At 50.9% G+C, this 14,047-nt stretch carries 15 protein-coding genes; 10 read left to right on the top strand and 5 right to left on the bottom strand.

Annotated features, from left to right (window positions below; all coding sequences use genetic code 11):
• Window positions 1-86: 86 nt before the first annotated feature.
• Entirely contained in the window at window positions 87-449 is a 363-nt protein-coding gene (locus CWO84_RS21635; RefSeq protein ID WP_129871426.1) for a hypothetical protein, read from the bottom strand.
• 250 nt (window positions 450-699) lie between these two features.
• On the opposite strand from CWO84_RS21635, the gene CWO84_RS21630 reads away from it, so the two are divergent.
• The gene (locus CWO84_RS21630) at window positions 700-2,079 is read left to right on the top strand and encodes an L-serine ammonia-lyase (RefSeq protein ID WP_033155376.1); all 1,380 of its coding nucleotides are present in this window, start codon (window positions 700-702) and stop codon (window positions 2,077-2,079) included.
• Window positions 2,080-2,408: 329 nt separating this feature from the next.
• Here the strand turns inward: CWO84_RS21630 and CWO84_RS21625 are convergent, their stop codons facing one another.
• Window positions 2,409-2,975, bottom strand: coding sequence for a hypothetical protein (locus tag CWO84_RS21625; protein ID WP_033155377.1), 567 nt, complete (start codon window positions 2,973-2,975; stop codon window positions 2,409-2,411).
• Window positions 2,976-3,339: 364 nt separating this feature from the next.
• Between CWO84_RS21625 and CWO84_RS24560 the strand changes: the two genes are divergently transcribed.
• Window positions 3,340-3,480, top strand: a complete 141-nt coding sequence (locus CWO84_RS24560) for a hypothetical protein (protein WP_155931185.1) — start codon at window positions 3,340-3,342, stop codon at window positions 3,478-3,480.
• A gap of 192 nt (window positions 3,481-3,672) precedes the next feature.
• On the opposite strand, the gene CWO84_RS21620 is transcribed toward CWO84_RS24560, so the two are convergent.
• Window positions 3,673-4,341: a Bax inhibitor-1/YccA family protein gene (locus CWO84_RS21620; protein ID WP_205800441.1), complete on the bottom strand. Its 669-nt coding sequence runs from the start codon at window positions 4,339-4,341 to the stop codon at window positions 3,673-3,675.
• Between the two features lie 126 nt (window positions 4,342-4,467).
• Between CWO84_RS21620 and CWO84_RS21615 the strand changes: the two genes are divergently transcribed.
• From CWO84_RS21615 to CWO84_RS21595, 5 genes are read left to right on the top strand one after another with little or no spacing between them, the layout of a single operon-like run.
• Window positions 4,468-4,860: a group II truncated hemoglobin gene (locus tag CWO84_RS21615; RefSeq protein ID WP_033155379.1), complete on the top strand. Its 393-nt coding sequence runs from the start codon at window positions 4,468-4,470 to the stop codon at window positions 4,858-4,860.
• Window positions 4,861-4,865: 5 nt separating this feature from the next.
• Window positions 4,866-6,770, top strand: coding sequence for a LapD/MoxY N-terminal periplasmic domain-containing protein (locus CWO84_RS21610; RefSeq protein WP_101055163.1), 1,905 nt, complete (start codon window positions 4,866-4,868; stop codon window positions 6,768-6,770).
• Entirely contained in the window at window positions 6,757-7,428 is a 672-nt protein-coding gene (locus CWO84_RS21605) for a transglutaminase-like cysteine peptidase (RefSeq protein ID WP_033155381.1), read from the top strand. Before CWO84_RS21610 ends, CWO84_RS21605 begins: the two co-directional genes overlap by 14 nt.
• Complete coding sequence (locus CWO84_RS21600) at window positions 7,425-8,159, top strand: SprT family zinc-dependent metalloprotease (RefSeq protein ID WP_033155382.1); 735 nt, start codon at window positions 7,425-7,427, stop codon at window positions 8,157-8,159. Before CWO84_RS21605 ends, CWO84_RS21600 begins: the two co-directional genes overlap by 4 nt.
• Window positions 8,160-8,161: 2 nt before the next feature.
• Entirely contained in the window at window positions 8,162-8,638 is a 477-nt protein-coding gene (locus CWO84_RS21595) for a protein disulfide oxidoreductase (protein ID WP_225892876.1), read from the top strand.
• Window positions 8,639-8,661: 23 nt separating this feature from the next.
• Here the strand turns inward: CWO84_RS21595 and CWO84_RS21590 are convergent, their stop codons facing one another.
• Together CWO84_RS21590 and CWO84_RS21585 are read right to left on the bottom strand one after the other, a co-directional pair.
• On the bottom strand, window positions 8,662-9,051 hold the full coding sequence (locus CWO84_RS21590) for a PilZ domain-containing protein (protein ID WP_033155384.1): 390 nt from the start codon (window positions 9,049-9,051) through the stop codon (window positions 8,662-8,664).
• A gap of 4 nt (window positions 9,052-9,055) precedes the next feature.
• Window positions 9,056-9,700: an FHA domain-containing protein gene (locus CWO84_RS21585; protein WP_033155385.1), complete on the bottom strand. Its 645-nt coding sequence runs from the start codon at window positions 9,698-9,700 to the stop codon at window positions 9,056-9,058.
• A gap of 248 nt (window positions 9,701-9,948) precedes the next feature.
• Between CWO84_RS21585 and pta the strand changes: the two genes are divergently transcribed.
• Genes pta through CWO84_RS21570 form a run of 3 tightly spaced genes read left to right on the top strand, consistent with a single transcriptional unit; the run spans window position 9,949 to window position 13,832 of the window.
• Window positions 9,949-12,078: a phosphate acetyltransferase gene (gene pta, locus CWO84_RS21580; protein WP_051669641.1), complete on the top strand. Its 2,130-nt coding sequence runs from the start codon at window positions 9,949-9,951 to the stop codon at window positions 12,076-12,078.
• On the top strand, window positions 12,075-12,602 hold the full coding sequence (locus tag CWO84_RS21575) for a DUF2380 domain-containing protein (protein WP_101055161.1): 528 nt from the start codon (window positions 12,075-12,077) through the stop codon (window positions 12,600-12,602). Before pta ends, CWO84_RS21575 begins: the two co-directional genes overlap by 4 nt.
• Before the next feature lie 24 nt (window positions 12,603-12,626).
• Window positions 12,627-13,832, top strand: a complete 1,206-nt coding sequence (locus CWO84_RS21570) for an acetate kinase (RefSeq protein WP_101055159.1) — start codon at window positions 12,627-12,629, stop codon at window positions 13,830-13,832.
• The last annotated feature ends 215 nt before the right edge of the window (window positions 13,833-14,047 follow it).

The raw sequence follows: 14,047 nt of genomic DNA, 5'->3' as shown, positions 1-14,047 counted from the left end.
GCAAGTCATCGGCTTCGCGGGGTTTTTTATGCCCTGGCGCGTACCTCACACACCTGCGCCGCTTTTTAGCTGCGTCGAAGAACAAGCTATTTGTCATCCTCCGGCAATTCAGGCGCCTTCCATGATCCGCGCTTATGGGCTTCCATCACGGTTTGCCACCCATTCTCCAGCTCCTTTTCCGTGATACCAAATTGCTGAAGAATGCCATTAAGGCCGGACGGCACGTCAAACGCTGGCTTGGCAATATTATTGGCACGCGGCACGCTCGTTGGAGAAGATGAAATTATTACGCTGCCATTAATAGGTTTGATGTCTCCTTTAGCACACCGCGCCTGATCGTCGGTATACAAGGTTTTTCCATCGACCACACATTTCATGGGTTCGGCCAACGCCTGACAAACCGGTAAAAATGCGAATATGCTAAAGCCCATTAAAAATAGTATTTTCACGGCCTAATTCCATTGGTTTAAAAGAAAGACATTCGCAGCTCGAACGCAAAGTGCGCCGGAAAAACCGACAGCCAATTTGTTTTCGCTCACAACCTTTACCGATAAGTCTAGCTTGGAATGCCCCTGCCCATTCGATTCGAGATGCTGTTTATAATCTCACAGCGGAGGCACATTAATTGCTTTTCAACTGAAGGGGGCATAGCTCCTTTATTCCCGACACCCTTACCTCAGCACTATTTAGGCGACAATTATGGCTATCAGCGTCTTCGATATTTTTAAAATCGGCATCGGACCTTCCAGTTCTCATACTGTGGGGCCGATGCGGGCAGCAATGACGTTTGTCAATAATCTGGAACAGCGAGGTTTTATTGATGAGGTACAACGCCTGCGCATCGAATTATTCGGTTCGCTTGGTGCGACAGGTAAAGGCCATGGCACCGACAAAGCGGTATTACTTGGCCTGGAAGGCGAAGCACCCGATTTGATTGACCCCGCCATCATTACACAACGGCTATCCGCAATCCGCGAATCCGGAGCAGTTAGGCTATTGCAGCGTTACCCGGTAGCGTTCAACGAGAAAGCCGATTTACTGTTTCAACGTAAAGTACTTCCTTATCACTCCAACGGCATGCGCTTTAGTGTATTCGGCGCAAACGGCTCCGAACTGCTGCAAAGCGATTACTATTCGGTAGGCGGCGGATTTGTCGTGACCGACGCTGCGGCTGCTGCGGACAGGCTGAGCAATGACGACACCTGCCTACCCTATCCTTTCAAAACTGGTGCAGCGATACTAAAACTGTGCGCGACACATAACAAATCAATCAGCGATTTGATGCTGAGCAATGAAAAAGCCTGGCTGGGTGAAGAGGAAATCCGCCAGAAATTATTGAACATTTGGCAGGTAATGCAAGCTTGCGTCGAACGCGGCTTGCACGAAGAAGGGGTTATGCCGGGCGGCATGAAAGTCAGGCGCAGAGCGGCCAATCTCTACCGGCAGTTGAGCGGCGAAATTCCTCGGCAAACTCCCAGCATGCCGGTGGGAACCATGGAATGGGTAAACTTATTTGCACTTGCCGTCAGCGAGGAAAATGCTTCCGGCGGACGGGTCGTAACTGCACCCACCAACGGCGCTGCCGGCATCATCCCGGCGGTATTACATTATTACTGGCGCTTTTGCGATGGTGCGAATGAAGAAGGGGTGATTCGCTTCTTGTTGACAGCCGCCGCAATAGCGATTCTGTATAAAGAAAACGCCTCGCTATCCGGCGCCGAAGTCGGCTGTCAGGGCGAAGTCGGGGTCGCTTGCTCTATGGCTGCCGGCGCACTGGCCGAAGTATTGGGCGGCACGCCCGAGCAGGTGGAAAATGCCGCCGAAATTGGCATGGAGCATAACTTGGGCTTGACCTGCGACCCTGTTGGCGGTTTGGTGCAGGTGCCCTGCATCGAGCGTAACGCGATGGGGTCGGTAAAAGCAATCAACGCGGCGCGCATTGCCCTGCGCGGCGACGGCAAACATTTTGTATCGCTGGACAAGGTAATCAAAACCATGCGCGAAACCGGCGCCGACATGAAAACCAAATACAAGGAAACCTCACGCGGCGGTTTGGCGGTGAATCTGATTGAATGCTGACAACGGCTTAAACGCAATCTCAAGCTGTTTTATATGACCTCTTTCGCAAGAATCTCCAGCGGAGCGTCGCCCCTGCATGGTAAGGGGTAGCCAATCACATAAATGGTACGCTGCGAATAAAATTTTCTGCACGGATCGGCTTTGAGAACCTCCTGCATGAGGGAATCACGAGCTTTTAGGCGCCCGTTTTAAACGCTATTCACGCTATCCTTACAAATTACAGTTCGCCTTAATGCCTTTAGTCTATTGAAGGCCACACAAGCCCCGGCGTCGACGAGCACAGCCTGAACGGCATAAGCGTAATAAACAAGACCGGGTAAACAATAAAACTAGCCATGCGTCCGGAAGTCGGTCGTTTTTTCACCATCATCATAAATAGCTTGGCCCCTGCCCAGAATACCGTCCCGGCCGGAAGCCGCGAATGCCATGATCTGCTCAGCCGTTTCCTGCGGAACTTGCAATTGATTGAGGCTGTTTTGCAACAGTTCCAACACCACATCGTAGTTATCGTCAATGGGCTGTAATCTTAAAAAATGGGAATGTCCGGGGCAGAGCAGGGTCAGATGGGGTTTCTCGTCGCTACCGACTAGATCGCCCGTAACGAACATCTCCAAAAACGCAAAGTCTCGATTATTGACCAAACTGGGCTTGGCGTTCCCTCTGGCAAAAGCCGCCGCAAAATAATCATCAGCCAACTCGGCAAGTTTTTTAGGCTTGACCGGCTCTGCGCTGAGCAAAGCATTAACAAGTTGCTTCAGCGGTTTGGTTTGTTCTTCTATGGGCCTGGAGTAAAAATACCGGTTGATACGATAGTCATCGAGCATGTCGGCATAAAAAATGTCCACGATTTTGGACACCAGGTTCTCGTCAATTTTTGGCAATAGTTTATCTTTCATCGTTTTATCCCCCGTTTTTGTAGTTAACCAGCTTATTTGCTTAAGTCAAATACCGCATGAGTAGGTCCCTTTTGCGTCTATTAACCGCAGCACCAGAGTATAAGTCCGATCCGATAATATCCGCTTAAACGTTTTTCAAAAATCAGCGTCCGCCAGCTAGAGTCATAGCCTCTGAAAAAAAATTTTTAGCAAACAACATTAAGGTCCAATGTTAAGTCTCTGAAGATACGTAACATTGAAAAATCGCGCGACAGATGTCGTTTAAAAACCACTTGAAATCCTTGTTTAACATAGGAAAATCGCGCCCGAAGCGGGATTTTTTTAGACGCTGTTCACACTTTATTCGATCAAATGAGGAGGCATTATGAAAATTGCACTTGTCGCTATGGCCGGAGTCACTATCGGGGCGCTGATAGCTATTTCAGCTTTTCAATTATTGAAAGTCATTTTTCAAGAAATGTACAAAATGGCAGCTGAAGCTTGGTATAGCCCCGAACAACATTAAAGCGGCCCGTATACATCCTTGCGGACGGGTTAAGTAACAGGCGGAAACCAGCCCTTCGCTCGCCCCCCAGCTTTAGCCCATACTCAAAAAAAATGCCCCGCCGGTTTCCCGACGGGGCATTTTCTTTATCAACGTTGCTCTAACAGCCCGCTTTGTCTAGCACGCAAAGTGATAAGGTATTTGACCGAATTATCAGTCGTTACCACCAAATACGCCCAACAGTTGCAGTAAGCTGGTGAACAGGTTGTAGATGGACACGTACAATGACACGGTAGCTAAAATGTAGTTGGTTTCGCCGCCGTGGATGATTTCACTGGTTTGATACAAAATCATACCGGACATCAACAATACGAACATCGCGGAAACCGCCAACGACAGCGCGGGTACCGAGAACAGTAACGCAGCCAAACCCGCGAAGAACGCTACCAGAACGCCCACCATCAGGAAGCCGGCCATAAAACTAAAATCCTTGCGGGTGGTCAAGGCATAGCCTGACAAGCCAAGGAAAATCCCGCCGGTACCGCCCAGTGCGGTTAAAATCAGTTCATGGCCGTTGCTGAACGCATGTATATACATGTTTAAAATCGGCCCCAAGGTCATCCCCATGAAACCGGTCAATGCAAACACAAACACCAAGCCCAAAGCACTGTTACTGAAACGGGTGGTTAAAAACAGCAGGCCGAAATAGCCTACCATGGTGATAATCAAGCCCGGATGCGGCAAATCCAGCGTCATGGCTACCGCAGCCATAGCGGCGCTGAACAGCAAAGTCATCGATAGCAATAAATAAGTATTCTTTAAAACCTTATTGGTCGCCAGTATGCCGGCTTCCGAACGAGCAGTTGCAGTATTTAAACGCATGATCAGTTATCCTCTCAAAGTTACAAGTAATGCTATGACCGCGCAACGGCCCTGGAGTTTCAAGGCATTGTCGGTACCGTCTGCTAGTATACCTAAAGAAATTGCACATACGAGGTTAAATAGGACATGAGCCCCACCCCCTACGAGTTAATCGGCGGCGAGAATGCGTTGCGCAGCCTGGTCGACAGATTCTACTTTTACATGGATATTCTGCCGGAAGCCCAGGGCATCCGGGCCATGCATGCCCCCAGCTTGGCAAGCGCCAAAGACAAATTATTTAAGTTCTTCTCCGGCTGGCTGGGCGGCCCCAATTTGTTTATCGAAGAATTCGGCCATCCCATGCTGCGCGCCAGACACTTTCCGTTTCAAATTGGCGAATCGGAGCGCGATCAATGGATGCTATGCATGAACAAAGCCTTGGATGAAATTGAGACAGACCCACGCCTGCGCGAAAACATCCGTACCGCCTTACAACAACTCGCGACGCATATGATCAATCAAGAAGCCACGGGAAGCTGAGCCAAATGTCATTATCCAAGCAATTGTTAATCCTGATATCCGCGCTGTTTTTGATGATTTTCAGCGTCAATTTCGCATTGAGCGTCAACAACATCAAGGACTATCTGGAAGGCGAATCAAAAAACCACGCCCAAGATACGGCCACCTCGCTGGGTCTATCGCTTAGCCCTTACATGGTTGATAACCGCGACCCGGTGATTAAAACCATGATGAGCGCCATTTTTGATATGGGTTATTACAAGGAGATCAGACTGGTCGACGCCGACAACAAAGAACTGGTAGCCCTCAGCAGCGACAAACGCATAGAAGGCGTGCCGGACTGGTTTACCGAACTGCTGCCCATGACATCGGCCACCGCCGAAAGCGAAATCAGCTCGGGCTGGAACATGAGCGGCGTGATCTACGTGACCGTCAACTCCGGCTATGCCTATTTAAAACTGTATGAACAAGCCAAATCCGGGTTTTATTATTCGCTGGCGGCATTTTTACTATCCATTGCCTTGTTAGCCTTGTTATTGCGCGTCACGCTGGCATCGCTAAGTAGAATCGATTTACTGGCTCAGCAGATCAGCGACGGCCATTTCGAAAGCATCGAAGCCTTGCCCTGGACCCGCGAAGTGCGCAACGTGGCGGCATCAATGAACACCATGTCGCATAAGATCAAAACTACGATAGCAGCGTTGCATGGCAAGCTGGATCAAATGGGCGCCAGCCTGTTACGCGATGACTTGACCGGGCTGTATAAAAAGTCCGTGTTCGAAACCGACATGAAGAATTTGGCATTGGAAGACGCCGATGCTTTTGTAGTTTTGATTAAAATCGATAGCTTGGTCGATCTGGTCAAAGAGCGCGACAGCGACGTGATCGATCAATTCTTACAAGCGTTTGCCGCCATCCTGGGAAAAATCGCCGATCTGGCTGGAGCACAAGCCGGCAAAGCTTATCGATTCTACGGCGCCGAATTTGCACTCGTGCTGAAGCTTGGGAATTCGGAACAATTGGAAGGGTTGATGAAAACCTTGAGCAACGAAGTAAGCGAATTAGGCGAACGTTACCAAAAAACCGATTTGGCCCACATTGGCGTGGTTGCTTTCAATCCGCTGCTGACCACCGAAATTTTATTGGAAGCCGCCCACGAAGCTTATGAACAAGCGCATCTGATCGGCACTAACAGTTATTTCATCCGCACCGGCGATAATTTTGCGCGTGATATTGCCACCTGGAAGGACTTGGTCTTCGATTGCGTCGATAACGACGGTTACTCGGTTTGGTATATTGGCCAGATCGCCGCATTCAGTAGCGGCGAACTGTTGATGGAAGAGGCTTTCATTCAGGTACACGATAAACAAGGCGGCCTGGTGGCCATCGGTCCATTCATCTCGATTGCCGAAAAATTCGCCAAAATCGTCGACCTGGATAAAGGTGTGATACGCATCGCGCTAGATCATATTCAACACAATCACATCGAGCACGCCATCGCCGTCAACGTATCGACCCGTACCATCAAAAACAGCGATTTCCGGCTCTGGTTGGAAAAACTGATCAAACAAAATCCGGCGGAAGCCAAAAAACTGGTGTTCAGTTTGTCGGCTTATGCCGTCGTCAAGGATATAGACGCCTATCAGGCCTTCATCGAAACCGTGCATGCTTGGGGCGCCCGGGTGATGATAAAGCGCTTCGAAACCCAATCCATGTCGGCGGAATTGGTCAAACGCCTGAAACCGGACTTTATCCGCCTGGCCCGCGACATCGGCAACGGCATCGACAGTTCCTCGCAAAAACACGCTTTTGTGCAAACCATGCAAGAAATTTCCACATTGCTGGATATTTCCATCTTGGCGGAAAACGTGCAATCGGATCAGGATTATCGCCGCTTAAAGGCGATAGGAATCGTCGGTGCCAGCCGTTAACAAGGGCGCACTCAACGCTGCCAAAATCGCTATTATCGCCTTCAGCCTGTGTTTCGGCATTGCGCTGGCAGCCGGCCTGTTAATCGATCAGAGTCTGCTGGATAGAGTCGAAAAAAAATACGGTGCGGCCGCCAAGCAACGTTTTGTGGACTGGCAAAGTTTGATCGAGAACGGCAAGAGCTGGCCTGAAGCAGAGAAATTGGAGCGGGTGAATAATTTTTTCAACGGTAACGTCGAGTTTGTTGACGATATTATCCTGTGGCAAAAAACCGATTACTGGGCGGCACCTACCGAGTTTCTGGCTAAAGGCGCCGGCGATTGCGAAGATTACTCCATCGCCAAATATTTTACTTTGGTAGAAATGGGCGTCGATGAAAGTAAACTGCGGATTACCTACGTCAAGGCTTTGGCACTGAATCAGGCGCACATGGTATTAACCTATTTCGACTCGCCGCGCGCGGTACCCTTGGTGCTGGATAATCTGAAGCCGAGCATAGTCCCGGCTACGCAGCGCAGCGACTTGCAGCCCGTGTACAGCTTCAACGGTACCGGCTTATGGCTTGCCAAAAGCAAAGGCTCCGGGCAACATGTCGGCGGATCGGACCGCTTAAGCATGTGGACCGAGCTTAAATTAAGAATGTTGGAATCACCTTTTTGAACAAGCAAACCGCCCCCTTATCTTACAAACTGCGCCGCAGCAGCCGGGCTAAAAACACCCGCATCGTGGTCACCGCCGACAAAATAGAAGTGGTAGCCCCGCTCAAAGTGTCCGAACGGCGCATTCAGGATTTTGTACAAGCCCAAAAAGACTGGATAGAAGCCGCACTAAAGCGCGTCGCCGGCAGAGTGCAAACCGCCTCCCCCAAGCTAGCACCAAGCGAGTATCGGGATGGCGCGCATATACCCTACCAAGGCCGCCGCTTACCGCTAAAAATCACCACCGGCAAAGCCAAAACGGTCCGCATCGAGTTGCTGAACGACGAGATGTTTTGGGTGAAATTACCGGTTGGGATTGCCGATGAACAATACTCCGCACTGATCCAGCAAGCGTTGATCCGCTGGATGAAAAACCAGGCTAAGCAGCATGTCCAGCAATGGGTCGATCTGCACGCGCCGCGCTTTGCCCTGTTTCCGCGCAACATCCGCATCAAAACCCAAAAAAGCCGCTGGGGCAGCTGCGGTCCGCAAAACGACATCAATATGAATTGGCTACTGCTGCTGGCTCCGGCCGCCGTTTTGGAATACGTGGTAGTCCACGAACTTTGCCACATCAAACACAAAAATCACTCTCCGGCTTTTTGGCAATTGGTTGGCAAACACCTACCCGACTTTAAACAACGCCGGCTCTGGCTAAAACAGCACGGCGCCAGCGTGATGCAAGGTCTGTAATTTTGAAAAAATTGGGATTTTATATATTTGCGGCACTGTTTATCTTTGCGGGGCAATTTTTAGTCCATCAGGATTTGGTCAGCGGCACCCCGCCGCCCATAGTGCAAACCACGCTGACCGGCGAAAACCCTATGCCACGCATAAGTAAAGGGCCGGCTGTGTTGTATTTCTGGGCGGAATGGTGCGGGATATGCCGAAGTATGCAGGGCAGCGTCAGCAATGTATTGCGGGATTATCCGGGAGTGACTATAGCGGTGCGCTCGGGCGACGACGGCACCTTACAGAACTATCTGAACGACAAACAACTGAACTGGCCGGTTGTGAACGACAACAGCGGCAATCTCGGTCAACGCTATGGGATTAGAGGCGTGCCGGCTGTATTTTTTATTAACGCCACCGGCGAGATTGTCTTTACGACAGTAGGCTATACGTCGGAATGGGGTATGCGTTTTAGACTTTGGCTGGCAGGATTGAGCTGACTATATCGAGGTAACCATCCGGATTAATGATCGGCTTGTTCAGCCAAATCACCCAGGGCCGCCAATTCCCGCTCCAGCAACTCGCTATCGCCCAGGTTGAGTTCCACCAATCGGCGTAAGTTGGAAATGCTGTCTATGTCGATATGCACGCATTTAAAACCCACCCTGTTGGCATCGGCATGGGTTGCTGCCACTTCCATGCTGATACTGATTTCTTCGGATAAATCGAATTTCAAGTTATATAAAGTATCGGCCTGACCGGCTAAGGGCTGCTCACAATCCAACAGGCAACCGCGCAAGGACAGATCAATAATTTTGCAAGGATAGGTTTGACCCGAACCGGTTAACACAGCGCCCGTATGGTAAAAAATCCTATGAAAACGGCGTTTATCATCGCTTTTTTCAAATGTCATACGCTTAATCCAAGAAAAATTGCATTGAGGTACTATCAACGACAATCACATCGTTGCGTTGCAACTGTACGGTGCGGTCACCCAGGGGCTCGTCGTTAATCGCCAGACCCTCATGTCCTTGCAAGGCGGAAAGGAAATAGCCGTCCTTGCGTCTGGCTATCACAATAACCCCTGCACCTTCGTGGCCCAGGCGGGTCATGGCTTTCTTCAAGCGCAGAATTCGACCGATATGCATGCCGTTCAACACTTGCAAATTGGCTTCGGGAGATTTGACTGCATCTTCCAGCTTTTCATTTAAGGCTCGCACGTCCGCATCGCCAAAGTCGGCTGGCGTCGATACCAGGACTTTTTCCGAAAATTCATCGGTCGTGTTGTAGACGATATAGTGCTTGCCGATATTGATGATGTCGTTGTTTTGCAGACTCCATTCTTTGGTGTGCTGATCGTTGACCAACAGCGGAAATTTTTCGTTCAATTGCTTGAGAACGCAAGTGCCGTCTTTAATCACGGCAACGGCATGCGCGGGCGCGACGGCAAGACTATCAACCACTAGGTCATTGGTTTCATCACGACCAATATGCACTACACCAGAATCAAAAACACCTGTATGGATTGCATTGTCTTTAAAATAAACGGTAAATTTCGCCATCTCTGTTGTTCAAGTAATCCCTGCGCCCGGCTAGTAGTATAGCCATTAAAGCCAAGCTTGCAGATTAATCAATAATTATTTTGATATTACATTATTTTTTAAATCCAAACCTATGATAGCCAAAGACTATTTGCATGCGCCTAACCTCTGCGCGGTGCCCGAATAAATAAAATATACAGTCGCCAAGCGGCGCGCCATGTGGCAACATCCTCGGTTAGACTTTCCCATTAATACATAAGTCATCGATCATGAATCCGACTCAGTCCCATCCGCAAAGCGAACCCGTTATTTCGCAAGACATCTATATTGCCGGCGTCGACGAGGGTAACGGTAAATCCTTGATCATGCTGGCGATCATCGAAATGTTATCCGGCTACGCGGACAATATCGGTTTTTTTCGGCCCATTATTCAAAGCGATACCGACAAAGACGATTTGATTCAATTCATTAGCCACCGCTATCAGCTCTCCATGCCGTACGACGCCATGTATGGATGTACCAGCGCGGAAGCCAGGCAGCTCTTGGCAAACGAACAGTACGACGAACTGCTGAAAACCATTCTGGCTAAATACCGGGCCTTAAAGGCCCGTTGCGATCATGTGCTCTGCGTCGGCAGCGACTATCGACACGGCAACGCCATTTCCGAATTCGATTTCAACGCCGATGTCGCGAACAATTTGGGCTGCCTGATGATGCCGGTTATGCAGGGCGAAAACCGCAGCGACGAACAAATTTTAAACGGTTTGGCCAGCCTGAAACATTCCATGCACGAGCACGATTGCGAATCGCTGGCCACAGTCATCATCGGTGTCGCGCAAAATCAAATTGCCAGCCTACGCCACAGCTTGAATCATTCCAACGAATTTCCGGTGTACGTGGTGCCTGCCGAATCGTCCCTGGAAAAACCCACCATCGGCAACATTGCCAAGGTCATCGGCGCGAAAGTATTTTCCGGCGAAAACGCCACCATGAGCCGCGAGGTGTACCACTACAAAGTGGCGGCCATGTTGGTGCCGGACTTTCTGGACTATGTTGAAACCGGCGACTTGATCATCACGCCTGGCGATAGATCGGACATCATCATGGCCAGCCTGATGGCCTACAACTCCAGTAACTATCCGCAAATCGCCGGCTTGATATTAACCGGCCACCAACAGCCTGCCCCGCAAGTGCAAAAATTGATCGACGGTCTGGGCGGCACACCGTTTGCGGTACTCGGCGTCGATTCCGACACCTTCACCACGGCTATGCAGGTCAGCCAGGTCACCGCCCGCCTGCATTCGCAAGATGACCGGAAGATTGCCACCGCGCTGGGACTAATCGAAAGTAACATGAATATGGTGGAACTGCGGCTGCGGCTGTGCAGCAAGGTTTCGCATAAAACCACGCCGCTGATGTTCGAGTACGATTTGCTGCAGCGCGCCAAGGCCAAGAAGCAACATATCGTGCTACCGGAAGGTAATGAAGAACGGATTCTGCGGGCGGCGGAGATTTTGCTGCTACGCGATGTCGTGAAAATCACCCTGCTGGGTAACGAAGCTGAGATCCGCCAGAAAATTCAGGCGATGGCTTTGAAGATGGACAATGTCAACATCATCGACCCGATTAAATCGGATCTGCGGCCCTTATTCGCGGAAACCTATTACCAAGCCCGCAAGCATCGATGCATTGTTTACGATACTGCCTTCGACCTAATGGCCGATCCCAGCTATTTCGGCACCTTGATGATTCATCTTTCTTATGCCGACGGCATGGTCTCCGGCGCGGTGCATTCGACGCAACATACCATTCGTCCGGCCTTCGAAATCATCAAAACCAAACCGGGCGCGTCCATTGTTTCCAGCGTGTTTTTCATGTGCCTGGAAGATCGCGTATTGGTCTATGGCGATTGTGCGGTGATTCCCAACCCCAACGCTGCGCAATTGGCCGACATCGCGATCAACGCCGCCGAAACGGCACGCATGTTCAACATCGAGCCGCGCGTTGCCATGCTGTCCTACTCCACCGGTGAATCCGGCAAGGGCGAAGCGGTGGACAAAGTCAGAGACGCCGTCAAAATCGCTCAAAGTCTGCGTCCGGACCTACAGCTGGAAGGCCCGATGCAATACGATGCCGCCGTGGACGCCAGCGTTGCTAAAACCAAACTACCCGACAGCCAAGTTGCCGGCCGGGCCACAGTATTGATTTTTCCGGACCTGAATACCGGCAACAACACTTATAAAGCGGTACAGCGTTCCTCCGGCGCAATCGCTGTCGGCCCCATCCTGCAAGGCTTGAACAAACCGGTCAATGATTTGAGCCGCGGCTGCACCGTGACAGACATCGTCAACACCGTCGTCATCACCGCGATTCAAGCCCAAGAAGCCGACAAAACATGATATATAAAACGCTATCAAGCAGTTTGCTGTTTTGCCTTCTAAGCTTTAATTTACAGGCACAGACCCGCATCGCCATCCTGGATTTTGAATTGAAAGACCTGACACTGGCTCCCGGCGTCCCCGCCGAATTGCAAAGAACCGCGTCGATCAAACCGCTGCTGGAACAAGAATTAGCCCGCGCCGGCTATCTAACCGTAGCCATACCGCACCAGGCACAGCAAGCCGCCAATAGCGGCGTTGGCTATTTGTTCGACCATGCCGACGCCGCCGCGCAACTTGGCAAGCTATACCACGCCGACTACATTTTGGTGGGGCGGCTACACAAACCCAGCTTTTTATTCGCATATCTAATGGGGCGTTTGGTCAAGGTAGACAATGGTAGATTGGTCGGCGATTACATTGCCGAATCCAAAGGCCCCAACGCCAGCCTGACCATCAAAGCCGTGGAAAGCCTGACCACGAAAATCGACCATGATCTGGAGCGCCGCTACAGCCCACCGCCACCGGCGAAGCTTGTACATTAATCACCCCACCCTTTTACGATATTCATGAAAATCCTGGTGCTCAACGCCGGCAGTTCATCGGTTAAATACAGCTTATTCGAGATGTCTGATCGCTCGGTGCTGATCGCCGGTATCATCGAACGTATCGGCGAAGATGCCGCTAGCCATAGTTATGCGCTGGCGAATAATGACCGGACACGTGACGAAATCAATTGCCGCAACCATCAACAAGCCTTGCAATTGTTGTTCGAAACACTGGCTGCCTGCCGCGTTTTGACCGACCGCCGCGAACTGGCCGGCATTGGTCATCGGGTGGTGCATGGCGGCGAACATTTTCGTGAACCGGCCTTAATCGATGCGCAAGTGATGCAGCGCATTGCCGAAGTGATCCCATTGGCGCCGCTGCATAACCCTGCCAATCTTTTGGGCATTGAGGAAGCCATCCGGCAAATGGACGATACGCCGCAAGTGGCGGTATTCGACACGGCGTTTCATCAAACCCTGCCCGATTATGCCTATCGCTATGCCGTGCCCAACCATCTTTATACCGATCATGGCGTCAGACGTTACGGCTTCCACGGTACCTCGCACCGCTATGTTGCCGAGCAAGCCGCGCAGTATCTTAGCAAACCGTTGTCTGACACCAATCTGATCACTTTGCACCTTGGCAACGGTGCCAGCGTCACCGCCATCCAAAACGGTCGGAGTATCGATACCTCGATGGGTATGACGCCGCTGGAAGGTTTGATGATGGGCAGCCGCTGCGGCGACATCGATCCGGCCATCCATTTTTATCTAAGTCGCACGCTGAATTTGTCCAATGAGGCCATAGAAACCTTGTTAAACAAAGAAAGCGGCTGCAAAGGCGTTTGCGGCGAAAACGATATGCGGGCGATACACCGGATGGCGGAAGCCGGCGACGATCATGCCCGGCTGGCATTAGCGATGTACGCCTATCGCATCAAAAAATACATCGGCGCTTATTTTGCGGTGCTGGGCCGGGTCGATGCCTTGGTATTTACCGGCGGCATCGGCGAGAACGACGCTTGGCTGCGCGAACACGTCTGTCTGGAAATGCAAATCTTCGGTATTGCCTTGGACCCGGAAAGAAACCAAAAACCGGTGAAACCATGCGACAACATCAGCCCAGCCAACGCCGGCGTGGCGATATTGGTGATTGCCACGAACGAGGAACTGGAAATTGCCATCCAGGCCCAGCAATGCCTGGAACAAAAGCACGCCCTAAATTAGCCGGCCGTAGGCACAAACTACTAGGCGTTACCAACTCAGCCGGGAATAAGTATTTCATCCCGTAGCTCAAAGAAACATTTCCCTAACATTTCAACCCTATGATCTCGAAAGCGGTCCGCGCCGCCCTTCGGGATTGTTACTGTCAGCTTGTTGTTTTCACCACGCTTCGAACGCAAATCTTCAAATAGGCCGCAAAAAAACCAATGTGATAATAT

Origin of the sequence: Methylomonas sp. Kb3, from assembly GCF_002834115.1 — a bacterium.
GTDB lineage: Bacteria > Pseudomonadota > Gammaproteobacteria > Methylococcales > Methylomonadaceae > Methylomonas > Methylomonas defluvii.
This window is presented reverse-complemented; position numbering and strand designations above follow the sequence as displayed.

Coding starts and splice junctions, on each gene's coding strand:
- pta (WP_051669641.1), top strand. CDS start 9,949: ATGAATCCGACTCAGTCCCATCCGCAAAGCGAACCCGTTATTTCGCAA.
- CWO84_RS21625 (WP_033155377.1), bottom strand. CDS start 2,975: ATGAAAGATAAACTATTGCCAAAAATTGACGAGAACCTGGTGTCCAAA.
- CWO84_RS21570 (WP_101055159.1), top strand. CDS start 12,627: ATGAAAATCCTGGTGCTCAACGCCGGCAGTTCATCGGTTAAATACAGC.
- CWO84_RS21590 (WP_033155384.1), bottom strand. CDS start 9,051: ATGACATTTGAAAAAAGCGATGATAAACGCCGTTTTCATAGGATTTTT.
- CWO84_RS21610 (WP_101055163.1), top strand. CDS start 4,866: ATGTCATTATCCAAGCAATTGTTAATCCTGATATCCGCGCTGTTTTTG.
- CWO84_RS21630 (WP_033155376.1), top strand. CDS start 700: ATGGCTATCAGCGTCTTCGATATTTTTAAAATCGGCATCGGACCTTCC.
- CWO84_RS21620 (WP_205800441.1), bottom strand. CDS start 4,341: ATGCGTTTAAATACTGCAACTGCTCGTTCGGAAGCCGGCATACTGGCG.
- CWO84_RS21585 (WP_033155385.1), bottom strand. CDS start 9,700: ATGGCGAAATTTACCGTTTATTTTAAAGACAATGCAATCCATACAGGT.
- CWO84_RS21615 (WP_033155379.1), top strand. CDS start 4,468: ATGAGCCCCACCCCCTACGAGTTAATCGGCGGCGAGAATGCGTTGCGC.
- CWO84_RS21575 (WP_101055161.1), top strand. CDS start 12,075: ATGATATATAAAACGCTATCAAGCAGTTTGCTGTTTTGCCTTCTAAGC.
- CWO84_RS24560 (WP_155931185.1), top strand. CDS start 3,340: ATGAAAATTGCACTTGTCGCTATGGCCGGAGTCACTATCGGGGCGCTG.